Below are 24,292 nucleotides of genomic sequence, written 5' to 3'. Positions count from 1 at the left end.
GCTTGATATGCGCCTGGTCCGGTTCAGTCGCCCAGCGTCACCACACGGCCCTCGCGCCACGACACCGAGGCGGCCTCGGCCAGTTCGAGCGCTTTCAGGCCGTCGGCAACCGAGGTGCGCACGGGCACGCCCTGCGTCACCGCTTCGTGGAAATGCGCCATCTCGCGCGCATACGCGGCGCGGTAGCGTTCGAGAAAGAACGCCTCGGGCACGTCCTGCGCCACGGCGGTCTTGGACCACGCCACCACTTCGGTCGGCTTCATGTTGCCCGCCTGGAGCATGCCTTCGCTGCCGAGCACTTCGAAGCGCTGGTCGTAGCCATAGGCCGCGCGCCGCGCCGTGTTGATCTGGCACAGCCGGCCGCGCTTCGTGCGGATCGTCACCGCCGTCGAATCGATGTCGCCCGCATCGGCAATCGCGGGATCGGACAGGCAACTGCCCGTCGCGTGCACGCTCACCGCTTCATCGTTGAGTATCCAGCGGAAGATGTCGAAGTCGTGGATCAGCATGTCCTTGAAGATGCCGCCCGAGTGCTTGATGTACTCCACCGGCGGCGCGCCCGGATCGCGGCTCGTCACGATCAGCATTTCCGGCGTGCCGATCTCGCCCGCGTCGAGACGCGTCTTGAGCGCGGCGAAGGTCGGATCGTAGCGGCGCTGAAAGCCGATCATGGCGACCACGCCCGCGCGCTGCACCGCTTGCGCGCAGGCGCGGGCGCGCTCGATGGTCAGATCGACGGGCTTTTCGCAGAAGATATGCTTGCCCGCCGCAGCCGACTTGAGAATCAGTTCGGAGTGCGTATCGGTGCTGGAGCAGATTACCGTGGCGCCGATCGAGGCGTCGCCGAACGCCGCCTCCACGTCGGCGACCTGCGCGCCGTGCTGCGCGGCGAGCGCGGCGGCGGCTTCGCGATTCACGTCGATCACGTACTTCAGGCGCACGCCGGGCTGGCGCGCGAGATTCGCCGCATGAATGCGGCCGATGCGCCCCGCGCCGAACACCGCCACATCCAACGTTTTCGCGGCTCCGCTTGCTGCACTAGTCATCGTATCCTCCGGTGTCGGTCGATTCTTCCACGTTGAGTTCGAGCCGGTACGCAAGCGCGATGAAGAGCGCCTGGCACAGGCAGAAGGTGCTGGTGAGCGAGCGGAACGCGAACGCGCTCCCCTCCTTCACATAGAGTTGCGCGTTCGCGTGGCGCGCGAGCGGCGAAAGCTGGCTGTCGGTGATGACGATGGTTTTGGCGTGATGCTGCTGCGCCACGCGCAGGCAGTACTGCGTTTCCTTGCCGTACGGCGCGAAGCTGATGGCGATCACCACGTCGCCCTTTTTCACGCTGCGAATCTGCTCGTGATACATGCCGCCCAGACCCGAGACGAGATGCACGCGCTTTCTCGTGTGCTGGAGCGCGTACACGATATAGCTCGCCACCGGAAACGAGCGGCGCACGCCGATCACGTAGATGTTGTCCGCCTGCTCCAGCATCTTCACGGCTTCGTCGAACTGCGCGCCGTCGAGGCCCGCTTCGAGTTCGTCGAGGCCGCTGCGGCACGCGCCGATGAATTCGCGCGCCACGGCGCCGCCCAATTCGGGGCTCGCCTCGCCTTCCTTGGCGTCGATCAGTTGCCGAATGCGCTGCTGGTAGCTCGTGGCCGAGGCGCCCTGCCCCGCATAGGCCTGCCGGAACACGGCCTGGAGATCGGAAAAACCCGAGAAGCCGAAGCGCTGCGCGAAGCGCACCACTGCCGACGGATGCACGCCGCAACTCGCCGCGATGTCGCTCGTGCGATCCATCATCACGCTCGCGCGATGCTGCTCGATGTAGGTCGCGATGCTTTTCAGCTGACGCGGCAACGCCTCGTAATCCTGCGCGATGCGCTGCATCAATTCGTCTACGCCCGCTACGGCGTCGGTTGTGTCATCCGCCATGATTGTTTTCCTTGGCTATTTGTCGCACTGCCGCAAAGCCTTGCCTGGCCTCGATTCCACGGCATGCCGACGGAGCCGATTATAGGCAGCGTCACGTACGAATGGAACAGATTTTCCATTTTTATTTTCAATGAAATTTTCGTTGCAAGTCGCGAGGCGATGTCCTACTCTTGTCGATGAGCTAGGCAGCAAACGCAGCGCTTCGCGACACAGCGCGGCTGCGACGCTCACCCCAAGAACGAACGACAGACCGAGAAAGGTGGAGACAATGACTCAACGCAAGGGCAAGACCATGCTCCGAAGGTTGGCCGCAGCGCTCGCGCTGGCAGCGGGACTGACAGGTGCGAGCGTCCTGGCCGCGCAAACGGCGCAAGCCGCCGACGCGCATTTCGTGCTCATCAGCCACGCGCCCGATTCCGACTCGTGGTGGAATACGATCAAGAACGCCATCAAGCAGGCCGACGAAGACTGGAACGTCGAGACCGACTACCGCAATCCGCCCAACGGCGACATCGCCGACATGTCGCGTCTGATCGAACAGGCCGCCGCGCGCAACTACGACGGCGTGATCGTCACCATTGCCGACTACGACGTGCTCAAGAGTTCCATCGGCAAGGTCACGGAAAAGAAGATCCCGCTCGTCACCATCAACTCGGGCACCGAGGAGCAGAGCGCGAAACTCGGCGCGATCATGCACGTCGGCCAGCCTGAATATGTGGCGGGCAAGGCCGCGGGCGAAAAGGCCAAAGCGGCGGGCGTGAAGTCCTTCCTGTGCGTGAATCACTTCGCCACCAACGCCGTGTCGTTCGAACGCTGCCGCGGCTTTGCCGATGCGCTCGGCGTGGACTACAAGTCCTCCACGATCGACTCCGGCCAGGACCCGACCGAAATCCAGTCGAAGGTGAGCGCGTATCTGCGCAACCACCCGAACACGGGCGCCATTCTCACGCTCGGCCCGGTGCCGGCGGCAGCCGCGCTCAAGGCGGTCGAACAGATGGGCCTCGCCGGCAAGATCTACTTCTGCACGTTCGACTTCTCGGACGACATTGCCAAGGCGATCCGCGCGGGCACCATCCAGTTCGCGATCGACCAGCAGCCGTACTTGCAGGGCTATATCCCCGTGGCCGTGCTCGCGATCGTGAAGAAGGAGCACACCACCGACCCGCAGAAGATCCGCCAGATTCTCGAAGCGAATCCGAAGTTCAAGCAGCGCCTCGAAACCTATGGCCTGCAACCGTCGTACGGCCCCAAGAATATCCGCTCGGGCCCGGGTTTCATCACCAAGGAAAATCTCGACAAGGTCGTGAAGTACGCAGGTCAGTACCGCTAAGCGTTTTTCGTCAGCCACGCGCGGCGGCGGCTAGCATCTTCCGATGCCCATCGCCTCTCGCCAGCCTCGCCGCGCGCCATTCACCGTGTTGCTTCTACTGCAAGGCAGTCGCTTGCAGGGGATGCGCTCGGGTATTTGAGCCAAAGCAGGTGCAACTGCGCCTCATACGGCCGAAACAGGAGACATCATGGGTGTAGCCGGCAAACACTTCCCCTCGCACGCACCGGAGAGCGGCGCGCAAGACGCGCCCACGCCGCAACCGGGCGCCAGCGACGAACGCGTGCGCCGCGAATCGTGGTTCGGCCATCTGCTCGGCCGCCCCGAATTCGCCGCGATTTCCGGCACCGTGCTCGTATTCGCCGTGTTCGCGATCGGCGCGGGCGGCTCGGGCATGTTCGATCTCGACGGCGTGATGAACTGGTCCCAGGTCGCCGCCTACCTCGGCATCCTGAGCGTCGGTGCGTGCCTGCTCATGATCGCGGGCGAGTTCGACCTCTCCATCGGCTCGATGATCGGCTTCGCCGGCATGATGGTGGCGATCCCCACAATGTACTTCCACTGGCCCATCGCGCTGTCCATTCTGTTCGCGTTCGTGGGCTGCACCGCGCTCGGCGCGCTGAACGGCTACCTCGTGATGCGCACGCGGCTGCCCTCTTTCATCGTTACGCTCGCGTTCCTGTTCATCCTGCGCGGCCTGACCCTCGCGCTCTCGATCATGTTCGCCGACCGCACCATCGTCTCGGGCGTGGGCGACGTGGCCAAGGCCGACTTCATCACCAACCTGCTCTTTCACGGCACCGCGTTCAAGGGTCTGTTCGTGGCGCTCGCGCATATCGGCATCGGCAAGATGCTCGACAACGGCCAGCCGCTCGTGCCGGGCGTGCCGAAGGTGATTCTGTGGTGGCTCGCGCTCGTGGCAATCGGTGCGTTCACGCTCGCCAAGACGCGCTACGGCAACTGGATCCTCGCCGTGGGCGGCGACTCCAACGCCGCGAAAAACGTGGGCGTGCCCGTGAAACGCGTGAAGATCTCGCTCTTCATGCTCACCGCGTTCTGCTCGTGCCTCTTTGCCGTGCTGCAAGTGTGCGACATCGGTTCGGCCGCCGCCGACCGCGGTCTTCAGAAGGAGTTCGAAGCAATCATCGCCGCGGTGATCGGCGGCACGCTGCTCACGGGCGGTTATGGCTCGGTGATTGGCGCGGCGTTCGGCGCGCTCATCTTCGGCGTCGTGCAGATCGGCATCACCTACACGAATATCGATTCGGACTGGTTCCGCGTGTTCCTCGGCGTGATGCTGCTCATTGCCGTGCTCTTCAATCACTATGTGCGCCGCCGCGTCGCGCAATCGTAAGCCGGAGGCTCAAATGTCCGATACCCAGAACACCGCCGGCAATACCGAAATCGGCGACACGATTCTCGCGCTCGAAAACGTCAGCAAGTACTTCGGCAAAGTGATTGCCCTGAACGGCGTGACGCTGCGCTTGCGGCGCGGCGAGGTGCACTGCCTGCTCGGCGACAACGGCGCGGGCAAGTCCACACTCATCAAGACGCTTGCCGGCGTGCATCAGCCCACCTCCGGCCAGTATTTCGTGGACGGCAAGCCAGTGGCGTTCGATTCGCCGAAAGACGCGCTCGACCTCGGCATCGCCACCGTCTATCAGGATCTCGCGCTCGTGCCGCTGCTCTCGGTCGCGCGCAACTTCTTCATGGGCCGCGAGCCGCAGAAGAAGCTGTTCGGCTTCATCAACGTGATGGATCTCGATACGAGCGCATCGGTCGCCAAGAATCGCCTCGCGGAGATGGGCATCAATGTGCGCGACCCGCATCAGGCCATCGGCACGATGTCGGGCGGCGAGAAGCAGTGCCTCGCCATCGCACGCGCGATTCACTTCGGGGCGCGCGTGCTGATTCTCGACGAGCCCACCGCCGCACTCGGCGTGAAGCAGAGCTTCAACGTGCTCAAGCTGATTCACGCGGCGCGCGCGAAAGGCATTTCGGTGATCTTCATCACCCACAACGTGCACCACGCCTACCCCATCGGCGACTCGTTCACGCTGCTCAATCGCGGCAAGTCGCTCGGCACCTACACGAAGGACACGATCAGCAAGAACGAAGTGCTCGACATGATGGCGGGCGGCGCGGAGATGCAGAAGATGATCGCCGAGCTCGACGGCGCGACCATCTGAGCACGACTGCACGGCACAGAACTCACCAGGAATACACATGGCTCTTACCGGATCAACCGCAAGCCGTTCAACGCCAGGCCGCTTTGCGGCCGGGCGCAGCCGCGACATCGTCTGTCTCGGCCGCCTTGGCGTCGATCTCTATGCGCAGCAGGTGGGTGCGCGGCTCGAAGACGTCTCCACCTTCGCCAAGTATCTGGGCGGCTCGTCGGCGAACATCGCCTTCGGCTGCGCGCGGCTCGGCCTGAAGTCGGCCATGCTCACGCGCGTGGGCGACGACCATATGGGACGCTTTCTCGTCGAAACGCTCGCAAAGGAAGGCTGCGACACGAGCCACGTGCGCGTGGATCACGACCGCCTCACGGCGCTCGTGCTGCTGGGGCTCAAAGACCGCGACACGTTCCCGCTCATTTTCTACCGCGAGAACTGCGCCGACATGGCCGTCGATACGCGCGACGTCGACGAAGCGTTCATCGCCTCCTCCAAAGCGTTGCTCATCACCGGCACGCACTTCTCGACCGAGCAGGTGAACCGCACGAGCCTCACCGCGCTCGATTACGCGCGCCGCAACAACGTGCGCACCGTGCTCGACATCGATTACCGGCCGGTGCTTTGGGGCCTCACGGGCAAGGCCGACGGCGAGACGCGCTTCGTGGCGAGCGAAGGCGTGAGCGCGCATTTGCAGCGCATTCTGCCGCTGTTCGATCTCGTGATCGGCACCGAGGAGGAGTTCCGCATTGCGGGCGGCAAGGAAGCGCTCGTCGACGCGCTCAAGCGCGTGCGCGAAGTCACGGGCGCGACGCTGCTCGTCAAGCGCGGGCCGCTCGGTTGCCAGATCGTGGAAGGCGCGGTGCCCGCCTCGATGGATGACCTGCCGATGCAGCGCGGCGTGGAAGTCGACGTGCTCAACGTGCTCGGTGCGGGCGATGCGTTCGCTTCGGGCTTCCTCTCGGGCTGGCTGCGCGATGCCACGCTCGAAGACTGCGCGCGCTCGGCCAACGCCTGCGGTGCACTCGTCGTTTCGCGGCACGGCTGCGCGCCCGCCATGCCCACGCCCGCGGAACTCGACTACTTCCTGCGCGAAGCCGCCGCCGACCCGGTGCGCATGCGCCGCCCCGACCGCGATGCGACGCTCGCGCGCCTGCATCGCGTGACGCCTGCGCGCACGCCGCGCGACGAGGTGCTCGGCTTCGCGTTCGACCATCGCAACCAGTTCTTCGATCTCGTGCAGCAAACCGGCGCAAGCGAAGCGCGCATTGCGTATCTGAAGAACCTGTTCGTCGAAGCGGTCGTGCAAACCGAACGTACGCTCGGCCTGCAAGGACGCATCGGTGTCCTGATCGACGACCGCTACGGCCAGGATGCGCTGAACGCCGCCACCGGGCGTGGCTGGTGGATCGGCCGCCCGGTCGAGTTGCCGGGGTCCGTGCCGCTCGTGTTCGACCACGGCCGCTCGATCGGCACGACGCTCGCTTCGTGGCCCATCGAGCACACGGTGAAGTGCCTCGTGCAGTTCCACCCCGACGAGCCCATCGAACAGCGGCTCGAACAGGAAGCGCAGTTGCGCGCGCTCTACGACGCCACCCAGGCAAGCGGCCACGAACTGCTGCTCGAAGTGATTCCGCCCAGGCTCAACGGCAAGCCCAATGCACCCGACACCGTCTATCGCGCGCTCAAGCGGCTCTACAACATCGGCATCTATCCCGAGTGGTGGAAGCTCGAACCGACGGGCGCCGCGCAATGGCGCGAGATCGATGCGCTGATCGCCGAGCGCGACCCGTATTGCCGCGGCGTCGTGCTGCTCGGGCTCTCCGCTCCCATCGACCAGCTCGTGGAAGGTTTCCGTGCAGCGGCCGCTTCGAACACCTGCCGCGGCTTCACCGTGGGCCGCTCGATCTTCTACGAGCCGAGCGTGGCCTGGCTCGCCGGCGAGATCGGTGACGACGAAGTGATCGCCCGCGCGCGCCGCGCCTTCGAGACGCTGATCCGCGCATGGCGCGCCGCGCGCGCCGACGCCGACGCCACACGCGGCAAGCACGACAAGCACGAGGAGAAAGCGGCATGAACCAACGCATCGCTCCCATCGCCAGCGCATCGCAGGAAAGCCCGCAGAACGCGGCGCCCGGCGCGCACGCGAGCACCGTGCGGCTCACGGCGGCGCAGGCGCTCGTGCGCTATCTCGCCGCGCAGCGCGTGGCGAGCGAAGACGGCTCGGGACGCACCGAGCCGCTTTTCGGCGGCGTGTTCGCGATCTTCGGCCACGGCAACGTGGCCGGCATCGGCGAAGCGCTCTATCAAAACCGGCACGAGTTGCCCACGCTGCGCGCGCACAACGAGCAGGCCATGGCGCACAGCGCGATCGCCTACGCGAAGGCGCACTTTCGCCGCCGCATGATGGCGGTGACGACGTCGATCGGCCCCGGCGCCACGAATCTGGTGACGGCGGCCGCGCTCGCGCACGTGAACCGGCTGCCCGTGCTGCTCTTGCCCGGCGACATCTTCGTCTCGCGCGAGCCCGATCCGGTGCTGCAACAGATCGAGGACCTCCACGACGGCGGCATCTCCGCGAACGACGCGCTGCGCCCCGTATCGCGCTACTTCGATCGCATCGTGCATCCCGCGCAACTGCTCACGGCGCTGCCGCGCGCGCTGCGCGTGCTCACCGACGCCGCGCTCTGCGGCCCGGTCACGCTCGCGCTGCCGCAAGACGTGCAGACCATGGCGTGGGACTACCCGGCGAGCTTCTTCACGCCGCGCCTCGTGACTTTCCACGCGCCCGCGCCCATTCAGGCCGAAATCGACGCGGCGCTCACGCAACTGCATCGCGCGAAGCGACCGCTCATCGTGGCGGGCGGCGGCGTGCTCTATTCGCGCGCCTCGCAGGCCTTGCAGACGCTCGCCTCGGCGCGCGGCATTCCCGTGGCCGAAACGCAGGCCGGCAAGGGCTCGCTCGCCTGGGACGATCCGCTCAATGCGGGCGCGCTCGGCGTAACGGGCTCGCCCGCGGCCAACGCGCTCGCGCGCGACGCCGATTGCGTGCTCGCCATCGGCACGCGCTTGCAGGACTTCACGACCGGCTCGAACTCGCTCTTTGCCAACGCGCACGTGATTGGCGTGAACGCCAACGGCTTCGACGCGCTCAAGCACAACGGCCTCGCCGTGCAGGCCGACGCGCGCCAGGCGCTCGCCGCGCTCAACGACGAGTTGATCAACTGGCGCGCCGACGCCAACTGGACCGCGCACGCGCAGCGCCTCGCAAGCGACTGGCGTGCCGACATCGAACGCCTCACCCACTCGCCGCAAGAGCGCTCCAGCCTGCCCTACGACGCCGACGTGATCGGCGCCGTGCAGCGCTCGTCGAGCCGTTCGTACACCGAAGATATCGTCGTGTGCGCGGCCGGCACCCTGCCCGCCGAGTTGCACAAGCTCTGGCGCGCGGGCCAGCCGGGCGCGTATCACGTGGAATACGGCTACTCGTGCATGGGTTACGAGATCGCGGGAGGCCTCGGCGCGAAGCTTGCGCGGCCCGATCGCGAAGTCATCGTCATGGTGGGCGACGGCAGCTATCTGATGATGAACAGCGAGATCGCCACCTCCGTCATGCTGGGCGCGAAGCTCATCATCGTGGTGCTCGACAATCGCGGCTATGGCTGCATCAACCGCTTGCAGCAGGCCTGCGGCGGCGCGCCGTTCAACAACCTGTTCGACGACTGCGCGCAAGGGCCGCTCGGTGCGCCGCGCATCGACTTCGCCTCGCATGCGCGCTCGCTTGGAGCGCAGGCCGAGCACGTGGCGAACGTCGCCGAACTCGAAGCGGCGCTGCAACGCGCGCGCGCTTCGTCGCGCACGTACCTGGTCTGCATCGACACCGACCCCGCGCGCACGACCGAAGAAGGCGGCTGGTGGTGGGAAGTCGCGGTGCCCGAGGTGTCCACGCGCGCGAGCGTGCGCGAGGCGCGCGAGCGCTATGAGGCACACATCACCGAACGCAGCGGACGCTCGCAGGCGAGCGACGCCGCCGCCGGCAACGACGACCCCGCTAATGCATGACGCGTCTGACGACAGAGACATCGAGGAGCGCACATGAGCGCATTTGAAGTACGCATCGGCATCAACCCGCTGTCGTGGATGAACGACGACCTGCCCTCGCTAGGCGGCGAGACGCCGCTTTCTCAGGCGCTGACCGAGGGCCGCGAGATCGGCTACGAAGGCTTCGAGTTGGGCAACAAGTTTCCGCGCGAGCCGCAGGCGCTCAAGGCGCTGCTCGCCCAGTACGATCTTTCGCTCGTTTCCGGCTGGTACTCGGGCATGCTCGCGCAGCGCAGCGTCGAGGAAGAGATCGCGGCCGTCGAGAAGCACCTGGACCTGCTCGCGCAAAACGGCGCGACGGTGATGGTGTACGGCGAAGTCGCCAATTCGATCCAGGGCGCGCCGCGCCCGCTCTATCAGCGTCCGCGCTTTTTCAGCGACAAGCAGTGGGACGACTACGCCGCGCGCGTGGACGCCTTCGCGCGTCACACGCTTTCGCGCGGCGTGCGCCTCGCGTATCACCATCACATGGGCGCCTATGTCGAAACGCCCGCCGACGTCGACAAGCTCATGGCCCGCACGAGCGACGCCGTGGGCCTGCTGTTCGACGCGGGCCACATGACGTTTGCGGGCGGCGATCCCGTGGCGGAACTCGACAAGCACATCGCGCGCGTGTGCCATGTGCATTGCAAGGACGTGCGCCCCGCCGTCATGAAGCTGGCGCGCAACCGCAACTGGAGCTTTCTCGACGCCGTGCTGGCCGGCGCGTTCACCGTGCCCGGCGACGGCGCCGTCGACTTCCCCGCGATCATCGCGCGTCTGAAACACCACGGCTATCGCGGCTGGCTCGTTGTCGAAGCCGAGCAGGACCCCGTGATCGCCCCGTCGTACGAGTACGCGCAAAAGGGCTACCGCACGCTGCGCGCGCTCGTCGATGCTACGGACACCCAATCGAAGGAGGCAGCATGACTCTGCTGGTCAAGGCCGCGCGCGAAGGCCAGACGATCGCGCGCGTCACGCCCGACACCGCGGGCTGGCGCTATGTCGGCTTCGCCGCTTACCGGCTTGCAACGGATGAAGTCGTGTACGTGTCCGAACCCGATCGCGAAAGCTGCATCGTCGTGCTCTCGGGCGCGGTGAACATCGAGGCCGGCGGCCAGCGCTGGTCGAGCCTCGGCTCGCGCGACAGCGTGTTCGAAGACGCCGCCCCGTACGCGCTCTACGTGCCGCCAGGCGTGAAGGCCACCGTGCGCGCGACGCGCGATGCCGAAGTGGGCGTGGCGAGCGCGCCCGCCAAAGGCGCGCTGCCCATCCGGCTCATCGAGCCCGCGCAGATGAAGCGTTCCGCGCGCGGCAAGAATGCGAATACGCGCTACGTGTGCGATATCCTGCCCCAAACCGAAGCCGCCGAATCGCTGCTCGTGGTGGAGGTGCGCACGCCTTCGGGGCACTCTTCGAGCTACCCGCCGCACAAGCACGACGCCGATCGCCTGCCGCAGGAGAGCGCGCTGGAGGAAACCTACTATCACCGGCTCAATCCGCAGCAGGGTTTCGCATTCCAGCGCGTGTACACCGACGCGCGCGATCTGGACGAAACGATGGCCGTGGAGGATCACGACGTGGTGATGGTGCCGCGCGGCTATCACCCCGTGGTCGTGCCTTATGGCTACGACTCGTACTATTTGAATGTGATGGCGGGCCCCACGCGCGAATGGCACTTCCACAACGATCCCGCGCACGAATGGATCATCGAGCGCGACGCGAAGTGAAATGAAGTGAAGCGCCAATAAAAAAACGCCGCGTCTTGTACGACGCGGCGTTTTTCGTTGTAACCACAACGAATCACAAAGAAGCATCAAGCCAGCTGGAATTTCCCCACGAGCCGCTTGAGCACCTTCGCCTGATCGTCGAGCGACTGCGCGGCGGCGGTCGCCTCTTCCACGAGCGCGGCATTCTGCTGCGTGCCCGAGTCCATCTGCGTGACCGCGCGGCCGATCTCCTCGATGCCCGAGCGCTGCTCGCGCGAAGCCGCCGAAATCTCGCCGATGATGTCGTTCACGCGCTTCACGGCCTTCACGACTTCGTCCATGGTCGCGCCGGCGTCCTGTGCCAGCGTCGAGCCGTTGGCCACGCGCTCGACCGACGCGTCGATGAGCGACTTGATCTCCTTGGCCGCTCCCGCGCTGCGCTGCGCGAGGCTGCGCACTTCGCCCGCCACCACGGCGAAACCGCGGCCCTCCTCGCCCGCGCGCGCCGCTTCGACAGCGGCATTGAGCGCGAGGATATTGGTCTGGAACGCAATGCCCTCGATCACGCCGATGATGTCGGCGATGCTCTTCGCGCTGTCGTTGATCTCCTGCATCGTCTTGACCACGCGCCCCACCACCGAACCGCCCTTCTCCGCGATCGCCGAGGCGTTGCCCGCGAGCGTGCTGGCCTGTTCGGCGTTCTCGGCGTTCAGGCGCACCGTGGACGTGAGCTGCTCCATGCTGCTCGCCGTGCGCTCCAGCGCCATCGCCTGTTCCTCAGTGCGGCGCGAAAGGTCGAGATTGCCGGTCGAGATTTCACCCGAAGCGGAAGCGATCGCCTCGGCGCTCGCGGCGATCTCGGCCACCGTCGTCGAGAGGCCGTTCTGCATGTCGCGTAGCGCGCCGAGCATGCTCTGCGCGTCGCGCGCATGCACCGTCACGGGCTGCGCGAGGTCGCCCGCCGCGATGCGCGCCGCGATGGCCTTGGCGTGGGCGGGTTCGCCGCCCAGTTGCCGCGCAATGCGGCGCACGACCCACTCACTCACGAAGAACGCGAGCACGAACATGGCCACGGTCGCAACCGCCATCATCACAAACGAGGACTTGAAGATGAACTCGGCCTTGCCGATCGTCGCCTTGGCGGCCGCGCCGCGTTGCGCGACGAGGTCGTCGACGAGCGTTTCCAGCTTGCCGGTCTCCACGAGCAGCGACACGTCCTGGGTGCCCACCTGCCAGCTCATCTGCGAAAGATCGAGCGGCTGCTGCTTCACGAGCGTCACGAAGTCGCGCAGATGCCCGCTCCACGCCGTGGTCGCATCGGCGAGCTTCTTTTGCAGCGTGAGCGCGTCGCCGCCCTGCTGCTGGGCGTATTGCTGGAGCGGGTCCATCTCGCGCACGAGCGAGCCGAGATCCTTGTCGATATCCTGGCCGAGTTCGTCGCGCTCGCGCGCCGTGGTTGCGGTGAGCAGCATCTTCTGCGCGCGGCTCGCGCGCAGGACGTGGCCGCGCGCTTCTTCCGCGGCGCGGCTCGCCACGTAGCCCTGCTCGTAGATCGATTGGGTCGAGCCGTTGAGGCGGCTGATTTGCGCAAGCGAGATTGCGCCGATCGCAAGCGTGCCGATCAGCACGAGCGCAAAGGCGAGGCGCAGCGTCGCCTTGACCGAGAGCCGCGAATGGCCGGTGGCCGCCCCCTCGCGACCCGGCTTGCGCTGCCGCGCCGGCGTCGTGCCGCCCGCCGGTTCCTGCGGCACGAAGCCCGCGTGCCTGCCGCCTTGCGATACTGCTTTCATCTTTTTCGGTCTCCTGCTCGTTGTTCGGCGGCACGCCATCGTTCGTGATTTGCGTTCCGCCTCAACTCCGGTCTACGGCATGCCGTCGCGCAATCTTTAATGTGTCGCGCATAGCAGCATCCCGTATTCCGGCCCCGTAATTGCCCGCCTCGTGGGCGGGCACCTCGGCGGGTTATACATGGCCAAAATGCAACGCCAATAATCCCCGAGCGATTTCGAGTATTCGCTCCAGCCCCTTGCGACAACGCGCCACAGCGGATCAGCCTGGCGGCGTGTCCGATTCGCGACAAATCTTGTCCGTACGACTCAAGCAAGACACATTACACTGCGCTCATAACTCTTATACATGTCCTTTCATGCCGTCGCCGCTGCCTGCCCGCAGTGGTGCCCGCTGAATACTCTCTGCTGCTACCGGAAATATGGAAACCAGTCTCGACAAGCGCGCCTTGCCTGGCGCCGCTGCGGCCGCGCCCGCAGGTTCGTCCCCGGCCACCGCCCCAGCGGGCGCGGTACAACGCACTGTCTACTCGGTGCTCGGTGCGATCAGCTTCTCGCACCTGCTCAACGACATGATCCAGTCGCTGATCCTCGCCATCTACCCGATGCTCAAGGACAACTTCTCGCTGTCGTTCACGCAGATCGGCCTCATCACGCTCACCTACCAGATCACGGCTTCGATGCTCCAGCCGCTCGTGGGCGTGTACACCGACAAGCGGCCCCTGCCCTATTCGCTGCCCGTCGGCATGGGCTTCACGCTGTGCGGCCTGCTGCTGATGTCGGTCGCGCCGAGCTTCGGCGTGCTGCTCGTGGCGGCCGCGCTGGTGGGCTGCGGCTCCTCGGTGTTCCATCCGGAGTCCTCGCGCGTGGCGCGCATGGCCTCGGGCGGCCGTCACGGTCTTGCGCAGTCGCTCTTCCAGGTGGGCGGCAACGCGGGTTCGTCGCTCGGGCCGCTGCTCGCCGCCCTGATCGTCATTCCGCACGGCCAGCGCAGCATCGCCTGGTTCTCGGCGGCGGCGCTCGTCGGCATGATCGTGCTCACGCAGATCGGCCGCTGGTACAAGGCCCATCCCGCGATGAAGAAAAAGCGCGTGGAGACGCCCCACGTCTCGCTCTCGCGTGGACGCGTGGCGATGGCCATCGGCATTCTCGTGCTGCTCGTGTTCTCGAAGTACTTCTACCTCGCGAGCATCAACAGCTACTTCACGTTCTATCTGATCGACCGCTTCCACCTGCCCGTGCAGGCCGCGCAGATCCACCTGTTCGTGTTCCTCGCGGCGGTGGCGGCGGGCACGATCGTCGGCGGCCCGGTGGGCGACCGCATCGGCCGCAAGTACGTGATCTGGGGCTCGATTCTCGGCGTGGCCCCCTTCACGCTGCTGTTGCCCTACGCCAACCTGTTCTGGACCGGCGTGCTCACGGTCATCATCGGCGTGGTGCTGGCCTCGGCGTTCTCGGCCATCCTGGTCTACGCGCAGGAGCTGATTCCGGGCAAGGTCGGCATGGTCGCGGGCCTCTTCTTCGGCTTCGCGTTTGGACTCGGCGGCATTGGCGCGGCGGTGCTCGGCCAGTTGGCGGACGCCACCAGCATCACCTTCGTCTACAAGGTCTGCTCGTTCCTGCCGCTCATCGGCATCCTCACCGTGTTCCTGCCCGACGTGGAAGGCAAGCGCGCGAAGAAAGCGGCCTGAGCCGCGCGCCGCGCCTGAGTTCGATCGCATGACGGCCGGACGCCCCTTGGGGCGCCGGCCGTTTGACTTTGTGCGCGCACCCAGGCTTTGCCTCGCCGCGACTTCGTACTAGGCTTGAGGATCGAGACGCGCTCGCACGAGGTCCGCCATGCAACTGTCCACGGTAGCCATCGAAAAGCCCGAAGCCACCAATTTCATTCTCGGCCAGACGCACTTCATCAAGTCCGTCGAGGACCTGCATGAGGCCCTGTTCGGCGCGGTGCCGGGCATCCAGTTCGGCCTTGCCTTTTGCGAGGCGTCGGGCAAGCGGCTCGTGCGGCGCTCGGGCACCCAGGACGCGCTCATCGAGATGGCGACGCAGAACGCGCTGCGCATCGCCGCGGGCCACAGCTTCATCATCTTTCTCGGCGACGGGTTTTTTCCGATCAACGTGCTCAATACGATCAAGGCCGTGCCCGAGGTCTGCCGCATCTTCTGCGCCACCGCGAATCCCACCGAGGTGCTGATCGCCGAAACGGATCAGGGGCGCGGCATCGTCGGCGTGGTGGACGGCATGCCGCCGCTCGGCGTGGAGGCCGAGGACGACGTGCATTGGCGCAAGGACCTGCTGCGCGCGATCGGCTACAAGGCCTGAGCGCCGATGGCGGCCTCGCTGCGCACGGCGATCGAGCGGCAAACGGCGCACGCGCTCGCGTGCGGCGCGCTCCATCCGATCGAGACGGCGCATACCGTCATCGACAGCGGCGGCGTGCGTTTCGCCGTGCGCGTGGCCGAAAATCTCGCGCGCAAGGAAGCCGCGCGTCTCACGCCGCAGACGGCCGCCGCGCAACCGCCGCGCGATCCGTTCCTGCCTTACGAGCCCGATCTGTTCGTCGCCGACCTGTCGCCCACGCACGTGGCGCTGCTCAACAAGTTCAACGTGATCGAGCGGCATCTGCTGATCGTGACGCGCCGTTATGAGCCGCAGGAAGCGCTGCTCGATGCCGCGGATTTCGGCGCGCTCGTGCTGGCGCTGCGCGAAATCGACGGGCTGGGGTTCTACAACGGCGGTGCGGCGGCGGGTGCGAGCCAGGCGCACAAGCATTTGCAGCTGGTGCCGCTGCCGCTGGGCGGCGACGAGCCGGCCATGACGGGTAACGATGCGCCGCGTGCGCCGATCGAAGCGCTGTTAGCCGGCGCGCAGGCCGCGCACGGCGCACGCCCTGTCGCGGTCGTGCCGGGGCTCAAGTTCCGCCATGCGTTCGCGCGGCTCGATCTCGGGCCGGGCGATGCCGCCCAGGTCGCGCTCGACTGCTATCGCGCGTTGCTGGACGCAGTTGGCGTCCCGGTCATCGATGTGGGCGGCGTGGCGCATCAGGGCGCGCCGTACAACCTGCTCGTCACGCGCCGCTGGATGCTGGTCGTGCCGCGCGTGGCGGAGTGCGTCGAGGGCATCTCGGTGAACTCGCTTGGCTTCGCGGGCTCGTTCTTCGTGCGCAACGCGGCGCAGTTGCAGACGCTCGCCCAACTCGGCCCGATGACCGCGCTCGAACGCGTGAGCGTGGCGCGCTGAACGGCTTCGACCGATTCAAGTGATTCAGGCGATTCACCCCACGCCAAGCCACTCGCGCACCACGTCATCGCGCTGGCCGAGCCCCTGCGGCGTGCCTTCGAACACGATGCGCCCATGCCCCATCACCGCCACGCGGTCGGCGAGTGTCGGCGCAAGCGCAAGCCGCTGTTCGATCAGCAGCACGGCCACACCCCGCGCACGCAGCGCGGCCAGGCACTCGCCCACGCGCGCGGCCATCTGCGCGGCGAGCCCTTCGGTCGGTTCGTCGACGATCAGCAGGTCCGGGCCGCCCACGAGCGCGCGGGCGAGCGCGAGCATCTGCTGCTCGCCGCCCGAGAGCACCCCGGCGCGCGCCGCGCGGCGCGCGGCGAGCACGGGGAACAACGCGCGGGCGTCGTCCGGCGTGAAGCGGCCGGTGCGGGGCCCCAGGCCCAGGCGCAGATTCTCGTCGACGGTGAGCGTGGGGAACACGTCGCGCTGCTCCGCGACGTAGCCGAGCCCGAGCCGCGCGACCTCGAAAGTGCGCAGCCCTGCGAGACTGCGACCCGCGAAGCGCCGCGCGCCGTCTGCACGCACCATCGACATCAACGCCTTTGCAAAGGTCGAGCGGCCCGAGCCGTTGCGTCCCGCGAGCGCGACGATTTCGCCCGCCTCCACCCGCAGATCCACGCCGTGCAGCACCTGGCTCGCGCCGTACCATGCGCGCAGGCTCTCGACTTCGAGCAGCGCGCTCATGATACGAATCCACCGAGGTAGGCTTCGCGCACGGCGGCGTCGGCGCGGATCGCCGCGGGCGTGCCGGTGGCGATCACGCGGCCCTGCACGAGCACGGAGACGCGATCCGCGAGGCCGAACACGGCGTCCATGTCGTGCTCGATGATGAGCAGCGTCTTGCCGGCCGTGGTCGCGCGGATCAACTCGATGGCGCGCGCCGCTTCGGCGCGGTTCATGCCCGCGGTCGGCTCGTCGAGCAGCAGCGTGTGCGCGCCGCCCGCGAGCGCGAGGCCGAGGTCGAGCGCGCGCTGCTCGGCGTAACCGAGCGCACCGGCTTCGCGATGCGCGGCGTCGGCGAGACCGATCGCTTCGATCACGTCGCTTGCACGCGCCTCGACGCGGCGCGAGCCCAGCCAGCGCGCCGCGAAGCCCGCCGCACCGCGCTGCGAGGCGAGCACCGCGCAGCGCAGGTTCTCGATCACGCTCAGGCGCGCGAACACGCTCGTCGTCTGGAAGCTGCGCGCGAGGCCGCGCCGGCTCAGCGCGGCCGGCGCGAGGCGCGTGGTATCGGCGCCGTTCAATTCGATGCGGCCCGCGCTCGGCCTGCGCTCGCCCGCGATCAGGCTGAACAGCGTGGACTTGCCCGCGCCGTTCGGTCCGATCAGCGCATGGCGCTCGCCCGCGCGCACGCTCAGATCGACGCCGCGCAGGATGCGCGTGTCGCCAAAGCGCTTTTCGATGCCGGTCAGTCGCAACGCGTCGGTCATTGTGTCGGTCATCGCGTTTGGCCCTCCGGCGTGGCCGGGTCGAGCGCGCGTGCGGCCACGGCGGCACGGCGCGCGGCCAGCCACGCGAAGCCCCCCAGCGCCGCGATGAGGGCCGCCAGTGCCCAGGCGGTTGCCGCTGTGGGCGCGGCGAACCACGCGCCGGGATCGTCATCGCGAAAACGCGCGGCATAGGCCCACTGCACGGCGAGCACGAGCGCTGCGGCCGCGCTGACCGCCGCAACGGTTGCGGCCAGCCACGGCGCGCGGCAACGCCGCCAGCCGTGCCGGGCGAGCCGCGCACGCTCACGCGCGGCGCAGCCCGCGAGCCCGCCGGGCGCGCCCAGCACCACGACGATGAAGAACAGGCCCACATAGAGCATCCAGCCGCGCGAGACGCTCGCCACGCCCACGCTGAACGCCACCCACACGAACGCGCCGAGCGCCGGACCGAAGAACGACGCCGCGCCGCCCGTGACGGTGGCAATGAGCACGGCCGCCGAGCGCATCATGCCCACGCTCTCGGCAGCGGCCAGTTCGACATTGATGAGCGTGAGCGTGCCCGCCACGCCCGCGAAGGCCGCGCTCCAGACGATCATGATCGCGCGCACGCGCGCGGGCGTCGCGCCGAGCGCCGCCGCGCGCACGGGGTTGTCGCGCACGGCGTTGGCGAGGCGCGCGAACGGCGTGCGCGAGAGCGCGAAGATCGCCGCGCTCGCCAGCAGGCACCAGGCGGCGATCACCCAGTACGCTTCGCGCGCCGGGCCGAAGGTCCAGCCTGCGATGGCGGGACCGCTCGCGCGGTCGATAGCGACGCCGGCTTCGCCACCGAACCAGCCCGGCAAAGCCCACGCGGCGGCGGCCACGAGTTCGCCCAGGCCGAGCGTGATCATCGCGAAGGCAGTGCCCGCGCGGCGCGCGGCCACGAGCGCCGTCAACGCACCGAACGCGGCCCCGCCCACGCCGCCCGCGAGCGGCAAGAGCGGCAACGGCAACGCATAGCGGTTGAACAGGTGCGCGGCCGCGAGCGCGCCGAGGCCCGCCGGCGCGGCATGGCCGAAGGAGAGCAAGCCGGTCTCGCCGAGCAGCAGGTTATAGGAGAGCGCGAAGACGACCATCGTCGCGGCCTGGGCAAGGCAAGCGAGCAGCCAGCCTTGCGGCGCGAGCGCGGGCGACAGCCATGCGCCGACGAGCGGAGGGACGATCAGGCAGGCGGCGAGCACGAGCCACGGCGCGCATGCGCGCGGGATAGTGGCGTGCGTTGCTGAGGGTGCGCTTGCGGGACGCTTGTCGAGGCTCATCGAGGGGGCGCGGTCAGTCGTCGTCGCCGCGCTGCCCGGACAGGCCGCGCGGGCGCACCGCGAGCATCGCGACCATCAGCAGGTAGGGCAGCAAGGGGGCGAGTTGCGCGAGCGTGAGCGCCTCCCAGGCGTCCGGCGCGTGCGCGCCGAAGCGCGCGGCCACGCCGCCGAACGTGAGATCGCTCGCCACCGCGAAGGTTTGCAGCAGGCCCACGGCGAGCGACGCGACGAACGCGCCGCCCAGCGACCCGAGGCCGCCCGTCACCACCACCACGAACACGATCGAGCCGACCGACTCGGCCATCGCCGGTTCGACGACGAAAAGCGGCGCGGCCACCGCGCCCGCCAGCGCGGCAAGCGCGGTGCCGAGCGCGAAGATCATCGTCTGCACGCGCGGCACGTCGTGGCCGAGCGCCTCCACCGCGCGCGCATGCGTGAGCGCCGCGCGCACGACGAGCCCCGTCTTCGAGATGCGCAGCACCGCGTAAAGCAGTCCGAGCATCGCGGCGGCGACCGCCATCGTGAACGCGCGGTAACGCGAGAATGCCGCGCCGCCCACCGTGAAAAGCGGGCCGTCGAGCGGCGCGGGCAATGGCGCGGAAAGCGGCTGCAAGCCCCACACGAGCTTCACGAGTTCGCCGATCACATAGGCCGCGCCGAAGGTGAGCAGGAGCGCGTTGAGCGGCCCAGCGGGCCGCACGCGACGCAGCAGCATGCATTCGAACAGCGCGCCTGCGAGCCCCGCCGCGAGCGGCGCGAGCACGAGCGCCCAGCCGAAGCCGAGCCACAGCGCGAAGCTCACGCCGAGGTACGCGCCGAGCATGTAGAAGCTCGCATGGGCGAAGTTGAGCACGCCGAGCATGCTGAAGATCAGCGTGAGTCCGGCGGACAGCATGAAGAGCAGCAGGCCGTAGCTGATGCCGTTGAGCGCGTCGATGACAAAGGCCTGCACGCGGGCGTCCTGGGTGATGGGGGCTTGCGCTTGTAACAAGCGTGACGAGCGTAACGGGCGAGACGCCCGTTACGGCGGCGTTCAGGCGCGCGACGCGGGCGCTTCGGCGCTCTCGGCCACGAGCGGCTCGAGCGCCGTGCGCAGCGCATCGGGCAATGCGCTCACGGGACGGCGCGTCGCTCGATCGACGTAGACATGCACGAAATGCCCCTGCGCGGCGGGTGCGTCCTCGCCTTCTCGAAAGAGCCCGACTTCATAACGCACGCTCGACGACCCGAGGCGCGCCACGCGCAGCCCCGCCTCCACGCGCTCGGGAAACACGAGCGGCGCGTAGTAGTTGCACTGCGTTTCGACGACGAGGCCGATGGTCGCGCCATGCTCGATATCGAGCGCGCCCGCGCGGATCAGATACTCGTTCACCACGGTGTCGAAGTAGCTGTAGTAGACGACGTTGTTCACGTGGCCGTAGACATCGTTGTCCATCCAGCGCGTGCCGATGGGCAGGAAATGGCGATACCCGGAGCGGGCGACGGTTGTGGGTCGGTTCATCGGCGAGATCCAGAAAAGGCGGAACGGGAAAGCGGTGCGGGGAACGCGGCCGTTACTGGCCCGGGCGCTCGACGAATTCGAACGGCAGGCCGCGCCGACGCATCCATTCGCCGAGCGCCTGGCCCGTGCCCGCGCGCCAGGGCCTCAGCTTCGCGGGCTCGACGAGGCGGTATTCGAGCAGTTCCGGCGAGAGCGCGATCGTGCCCGACGCCTTGACGTGATACGCGATGATGAGCTCGTTCTTGCGGATGAACTCGTACACGCCGACCAGCTCGACGCTCTCGGCGCGCAGCGCGGTTTCCTCTTGCACCTCGCGCGCAATGCCCGCTTCCGGCGTTTCACCGTTTTCGAGGAAGCCCGTGATGAGGGCGAACATCCCCTCGGGCCACGCGGCATTGCGCGCGAGCAGAATGCGGCCTTCGTACTCGACGATCGCCGCGACGACCGGCAGCGGATTGTTCCAGTGAACATAGCCGCAGATCTCGTCCGGGCAGGCAAGGCGCACGCGGCCGCCTTCGTGGGCGGGGTCGGTGCGTTCGGTCAAACGCGAGGCGCAACGCGGGCAAAACTGGTAGTCGCTCATGGAGTGTGATGCGGTTCGATGGCGCGCAAGGCAGGCCGCGCGGCCCGGCGGGCGCGCTCGCGGCTGGCGCGAAGCGTCTATTTTAGTGCGCTAACGCAACCGGCGCGCGACCTGACAATTGTTGACCTGATCGATGTGCACCGCCATGCGCCGTGCATCGTTATCGGCCGAGGCGCTTTTCGCCTGATTCAACCATTGTCAGATTCCATGAAAAAAATATTAGGTATCCTTATTATTTCGCTGTCAGCAACCGCTGGTCTCGCTCACGCCGACGTCATGAGCCTTTCTCCTGCGGGCAGTTTGTTTTCGGGCCCCTATGTGGGCTTCAAGGTGGGCGCGAACGTGTCGAGTGCATCGGGTGAGGTGAACAAGCCCTCGCATACCACCGTGTTCCCGGGCCTCACTGCGGGTTACGGCTTCGATATCGGTTCCGTCATGCTCGGCGCCGAAGCGTTCGCGGACTTCCACCACGGCTCGGCCACTTACAAGGACGGCGGCATCGACGCCAAGCTCGGCTTGCCGCTCGCCGCGCCGTTCGGCCAGATCATGCCGTACGCGCGCGTGGGCTTCACGGTGGACTGGCCTTCCACGCGCCCGCACTGGGGCCTCGGCGTGGAATACGCCGCGACGAAGCATCTGGGCGTGAGCGCCGAATGGACCGGCGATCACACGAACGCCCAACATTCGAGCTGGAACAACAACAGCTTCACGGTGGGCATGCACTACTACTTCCGCTGATCAGCGCCAGACTGATTCCACACGGGCGGGCCGTCTGTGTAAAGAGCGGCCCGCTTTTCGGGGCTGCCTCTATCCCGCTATCCCGCCCGTCCCTCCCGAACCCGCCACACGAGCCCCAGCGCCCCGGCCACGAGCACGCCCGCCGCAAGCCACAGCGAAGGCGAGAACGAGCCCGTCGAGGCCGCCAGCGGCGCGGCCACGAGCGGCCCCGCGATCTGCCCGATGCCGTAGGCAGCCGTTGCGTAGCCCATCAGCGCGGCCGCATGCTCGCCGCGCAGCAGGCGCGCCTCGCGCATCGCAAAGAGCGTGATCGCCGTGAACGGCAGCCCGATCAACAGACTGCCGAACGAGAAGCCCGCTGCGTTCGGCCAGACGATGCCAAGCGCGATACCCACGGCTTGCAACACATATGAGCCCGCGAGCATCAGACGATTGTCCCAATGCAGCGGCAGGCGCGCCGCGAGCAAGGCGCCCACGATCAGCGCCACGCCGAACATCGGCCAGAACAGGTCGGGCCAGGCCGACCCCGGCAGCGCATGACGTGCGATCACGGGCAGGAAAGTCGCGGTGATGATGTAGCCGAAGCCGGGCACGCCGTAGAGCAAGACGAGCCAGAAGGCGTCGGCGCGGCGGCCTGGATGGTCCTCGTGCGCGACGCTCGCCTTGGCGGGTTCGCCCGGTCGCGGCGCCTGGGCACGCATGTCCTCGCCGAAGGCCGGCCACACGATCACGGCGAGCACCGCGCTGATCAGCCCGAAGCCGATCCACCCCGCCCGCGCGCCAAGTCCGCCCGCCACGCTCACGAACAGGCCGGTGGCGATGATGCCGAAGCCAGGCCCGGTGTAGATCACGCCGCCCCACTCGTTCGCGCCCAGTTGCGCGAGCCGACGCAGCCCCCATTGCGAGGCGAACACGAACGTCCATGCGCTCACCGCGCCCGCCACGAAGCGCACCGCCGCCCAGATCCAGAACTGCTGCGTGAGCCCCATCGCGAGCGTGAGGAGGATCGTCGCCGCGAGACCCGCGCGCACGATGCGCGCGGGCGCGAAACGCAGCGCGACACAACTGATCGCGCCGACGAAATAGCCCGCGTAATTGAACGAGGCGAGCCAGCCGCCCTGGCGCAGGTCGAGCGCGCCGCCATGCAGCATCAGCGGCAACAGTGGCGTGAAGGCGAAACGCCCGACCCCCAGCGCCACGGCCAGCGTCGCCATGCAAGCGAGCGCGGCGCGCCGTCCGGCGTGGGGACGAGCCTGGGAAACGGGGACAGCACCGGGGACGTAGTCGTTCATGATTGGCAGCAGCAATGGCACTGGCTACCATCTTAGGCGACGCTTTCGTTCACGAAAAATGAATTATCATGAACTAAAGCATCCCGAGGAGAGAAACATGGACCTCGCCGCGCTGGCGATCTTCCGGGCGGTCGTACGCGAAAACGGCGTGACGCGCGCCGCCGCCAAGCTCAACCGCGTGCAGTCGAACGTGACTACGCGCATCAAGCAACTGGAAGAGCAACTCGGCACGCCGCTCTTCACGCGCGACGGCCGCCGTCTCGTGCTCACGCCTGCGGGAGAAACGCTGCTGCCTTATGCCGAGCGCCTCCTCGCCCTCGCCGACGAAGCGCGCCACGCGCTGAAAGCCGGGCGTCCCGCCGGGCGGCTGCGGCTGGGCACGATGGAAAGCGCTGCGGCGAGCCGCCTGCCAGGCGTGCTCGCGCACTATCACCAGGCATGGCCCGACGTCACGCTCGAACTGGAGACCGGCACGACCGGCGAACTGCTCGAGCGTCTGCGCGAATTCGAGGTGGATGCGGCATTGGTCGCCACGCCGATCGGCGGCCCGCCCGACGCCGCCACGTTCGAGCACGTGCCCGTATATCGCGAAGAACTCGTGATGCTCACGCCGCGCGGCCACCGGCCGATCCGCCAGCCCGGCGATGTCGCGCTCTCCACGCTCGTGGCGTTCGAGCGCGGTTGCGCCTATCGCAGCTACGTCGAGCGCTGGTATCTGGAGCACGGCATCCGGCCCACGCGCGTGATGGAGCTGGGCTCCTATCACGCGATCGTCGCGTGCGTGGCGGCAGGCGCGGGCGTGGCGGTTGCGCCGCGCTCGGTGCTCGACGTGCAACGCAGCGTCGAGGACATCGCGATTCATTCGCTCGGCGCCCACGGCCGGATCGACACGCTGCTCGTCTGGCGGCGCGGGCACTTTTCGCCCGCGCTCGGCGCGTTGCGGGACGCCCTGCTGGAGCACGCGCAGCGCATCGGGCATACGGCGGCGGCGAGTGGCACGACGAGCAACACTGGCAGCGCAGGCAGCACTGGCAGCGCGGCAGAGTCCAGCGGCGCGCAAGCCTGAGCGGCGCCAAACAAAAAGGGCTGCCCGGGACCGGCGCAAGTGCTGAAACACTCACGCCGGCCGACACGGACAGCCCTTCTTCAT

Annotated in this window: 22 protein-coding genes; 12 read left to right on the top strand and 10 right to left on the bottom strand. The window is 67.6% G+C overall.

Going from position 1 to position 24,292, the window contains the following annotated elements:
* Positions 1–23 precede the first annotated feature (23 nt).
* Together iolG and C7402_RS42575 are read right to left on the bottom strand one after the other, a co-directional pair.
* A complete protein-coding gene (gene iolG / locus C7402_RS42580) occupies positions 24–1,046 on the bottom strand; it encodes an inositol 2-dehydrogenase (protein ID WP_116614825.1) in 1,023 nt (340 codons plus the stop codon).
* The gene (locus C7402_RS42575; RefSeq protein ID WP_112177699.1) at positions 1,039–1,929 is read right to left on the bottom strand and encodes a MurR/RpiR family transcriptional regulator; all 891 of its coding nucleotides are present in this window, start codon (positions 1,927–1,929) and stop codon (positions 1,039–1,041) included. Before C7402_RS42575 ends, iolG begins: the two co-directional genes overlap by 8 nt.
* Before the next feature lie 268 nt (positions 1,930–2,197).
* On the opposite strand from C7402_RS42575, the gene C7402_RS42570 reads away from it, so the two are divergent.
* The 7 genes from C7402_RS42570 to iolB all read left to right on the top strand — a co-directional run bounded on the left by C7402_RS42570 (position 2,198) and on the right by iolB (position 11,240).
* On the top strand, positions 2,198–3,259 hold the full coding sequence (locus tag C7402_RS42570) for a sugar ABC transporter substrate-binding protein (protein ID WP_112177700.1): 1,062 nt from the start codon (positions 2,198–2,200) through the stop codon (positions 3,257–3,259).
* A 187-nt stretch (positions 3,260–3,446) separates the two neighbouring features.
* Entirely contained in the window at positions 3,447–4,610 is a 1,164-nt protein-coding gene (locus C7402_RS42565) for an ABC transporter permease (protein ID WP_116614824.1), read from the top strand.
* 13 nt (positions 4,611–4,623) lie between these two features.
* A complete protein-coding gene (locus tag C7402_RS42560; protein WP_112177702.1) occupies positions 4,624–5,445 on the top strand; it encodes an ATP-binding cassette domain-containing protein in 822 nt (273 codons plus the stop codon).
* A gap of 37 nt (positions 5,446–5,482) precedes the next feature.
* Positions 5,483–7,507 carry a bifunctional 5-dehydro-2-deoxygluconokinase/5-dehydro-2-deoxyphosphogluconate aldolase gene (locus tag C7402_RS42555; RefSeq protein ID WP_116614823.1) on the top strand — a complete coding sequence of 675 codons (2,025 nt, stop codon included), beginning with the start codon at positions 5,483–5,485 and terminating at the stop codon, positions 7,505–7,507.
* On the top strand, positions 7,504–9,492 hold the full coding sequence (gene iolD / locus C7402_RS42550; RefSeq protein ID WP_116614822.1) for a 3D-(3,5/4)-trihydroxycyclohexane-1,2-dione acylhydrolase (decyclizing): 1,989 nt from the start codon (positions 7,504–7,506) through the stop codon (positions 9,490–9,492). The genes C7402_RS42555 and iolD overlap by 4 nt, the downstream gene beginning before the upstream one ends.
* 33 nt (positions 9,493–9,525) lie before the next feature.
* Positions 9,526–10,440, top strand: a complete 915-nt coding sequence (iolE, locus tag C7402_RS42545) for a myo-inosose-2 dehydratase (RefSeq protein WP_116614821.1) — start codon at positions 9,526–9,528, stop codon at positions 10,438–10,440.
* Positions 10,437–11,240, top strand: a complete 804-nt coding sequence (gene iolB, locus C7402_RS42540; RefSeq protein ID WP_112177706.1) for a 5-deoxy-glucuronate isomerase — start codon at positions 10,437–10,439, stop codon at positions 11,238–11,240. Before iolE ends, iolB begins: the two co-directional genes overlap by 4 nt.
* Positions 11,241–11,326: 86 nt before the next feature.
* On the opposite strand, the gene C7402_RS42535 is transcribed toward iolB, so the two are convergent.
* Complete coding sequence (locus C7402_RS42535) at positions 11,327–13,009, bottom strand: methyl-accepting chemotaxis protein (RefSeq protein ID WP_116614820.1); 1,683 nt, start codon at positions 13,007–13,009, stop codon at positions 11,327–11,329.
* A 419-nt stretch (positions 13,010–13,428) separates the two neighbouring features.
* On the opposite strand from C7402_RS42535, the gene C7402_RS42530 reads away from it, so the two are divergent.
* The 3 genes from C7402_RS42530 (at position 13,429) to C7402_RS42520 (ending at position 16,249) form a co-directional block, all read left to right on the top strand.
* Complete coding sequence (locus C7402_RS42530; protein WP_116614819.1) at positions 13,429–14,697, top strand: MFS transporter; 1,269 nt, start codon at positions 13,429–13,431, stop codon at positions 14,695–14,697.
* Between the two features lie 148 nt (positions 14,698–14,845).
* Positions 14,846–15,331, top strand: coding sequence for an adenosine-specific kinase (locus C7402_RS42525; protein WP_116614818.1), 486 nt, complete (start codon positions 14,846–14,848; stop codon positions 15,329–15,331).
* A gap of 6 nt (positions 15,332–15,337) precedes the next feature.
* On the top strand, positions 15,338–16,249 hold the full coding sequence (locus tag C7402_RS42520) for an ATP adenylyltransferase family protein (protein ID WP_116614817.1): 912 nt from the start codon (positions 15,338–15,340) through the stop codon (positions 16,247–16,249).
* A 33-nt stretch (positions 16,250–16,282) separates the two neighbouring features.
* Here the strand turns inward: C7402_RS42520 and C7402_RS42515 are convergent, their stop codons facing one another.
* The 6 genes from C7402_RS42515 to C7402_RS42490 form a co-directional block, all read right to left on the bottom strand.
* Positions 16,283–16,984, bottom strand: a complete 702-nt coding sequence (locus tag C7402_RS42515) for an ABC transporter ATP-binding protein (RefSeq protein WP_116614816.1) — start codon at positions 16,982–16,984, stop codon at positions 16,283–16,285.
* On the bottom strand, positions 16,981–17,730 hold the full coding sequence (locus C7402_RS42510; protein WP_116614840.1) for an ABC transporter ATP-binding protein: 750 nt from the start codon (positions 17,728–17,730) through the stop codon (positions 16,981–16,983). Before C7402_RS42510 ends, C7402_RS42515 begins: the two co-directional genes overlap by 4 nt.
* A gap of 8 nt (positions 17,731–17,738) precedes the next feature.
* Positions 17,739–19,028: a branched-chain amino acid ABC transporter permease gene (locus C7402_RS42505; RefSeq protein ID WP_116614815.1), complete on the bottom strand. Its 1,290-nt coding sequence runs from the start codon at positions 19,026–19,028 to the stop codon at positions 17,739–17,741.
* Between the two features lie 13 nt (positions 19,029–19,041).
* Positions 19,042–19,980 carry a branched-chain amino acid ABC transporter permease gene (locus tag C7402_RS42500; RefSeq protein ID WP_116614814.1) on the bottom strand — a complete coding sequence of 313 codons (939 nt, stop codon included), beginning with the start codon at positions 19,978–19,980 and terminating at the stop codon, positions 19,042–19,044.
* Between the two features lie 81 nt (positions 19,981–20,061).
* A complete protein-coding gene (locus tag C7402_RS42495; RefSeq protein ID WP_116614813.1) occupies positions 20,062–20,529 on the bottom strand; it encodes an acyl-CoA thioesterase in 468 nt (155 codons plus the stop codon).
* Positions 20,530–20,581: 52 nt separating this feature from the next.
* On the bottom strand, positions 20,582–21,112 hold the full coding sequence (locus tag C7402_RS42490; protein ID WP_116614812.1) for an NUDIX domain-containing protein: 531 nt from the start codon (positions 21,110–21,112) through the stop codon (positions 20,582–20,584).
* Between the two features lie 276 nt (positions 21,113–21,388).
* Between C7402_RS42490 and C7402_RS42485 the strand changes: the two genes are divergently transcribed.
* Positions 21,389–21,850: an outer membrane beta-barrel protein gene (locus tag C7402_RS42485; protein WP_224042910.1), complete on the top strand. Its 462-nt coding sequence runs from the start codon at positions 21,389–21,391 to the stop codon at positions 21,848–21,850.
* Positions 21,851–21,927: 77 nt separating this feature from the next.
* Here C7402_RS42485 and C7402_RS42480 read toward each other — a convergent pair whose 3' ends face one another.
* The gene (locus C7402_RS42480; protein ID WP_308012583.1) at positions 21,928–23,142 is read right to left on the bottom strand and encodes a YbfB/YjiJ family MFS transporter; all 1,215 of its coding nucleotides are present in this window, start codon (positions 23,140–23,142) and stop codon (positions 21,928–21,930) included.
* A gap of 97 nt (positions 23,143–23,239) precedes the next feature.
* Here C7402_RS42480 and C7402_RS42475 point away from each other — a divergent pair, with 97 nt between their 5' ends.
* Positions 23,240–24,208, top strand: a complete 969-nt coding sequence (locus C7402_RS42475) for a LysR family transcriptional regulator (protein WP_116614810.1) — start codon at positions 23,240–23,242, stop codon at positions 24,206–24,208.
* The last annotated feature ends 84 nt before the right edge of the window (positions 24,209–24,292 follow it).

This window comes from Paraburkholderia unamae (genome assembly GCF_003096875.1).
GTDB classification, from domain to species: domain Bacteria; phylum Pseudomonadota; class Gammaproteobacteria; order Burkholderiales; family Burkholderiaceae; genus Paraburkholderia; species Paraburkholderia unamae.
This window is presented reverse-complemented; position numbering and strand designations above follow the sequence as displayed.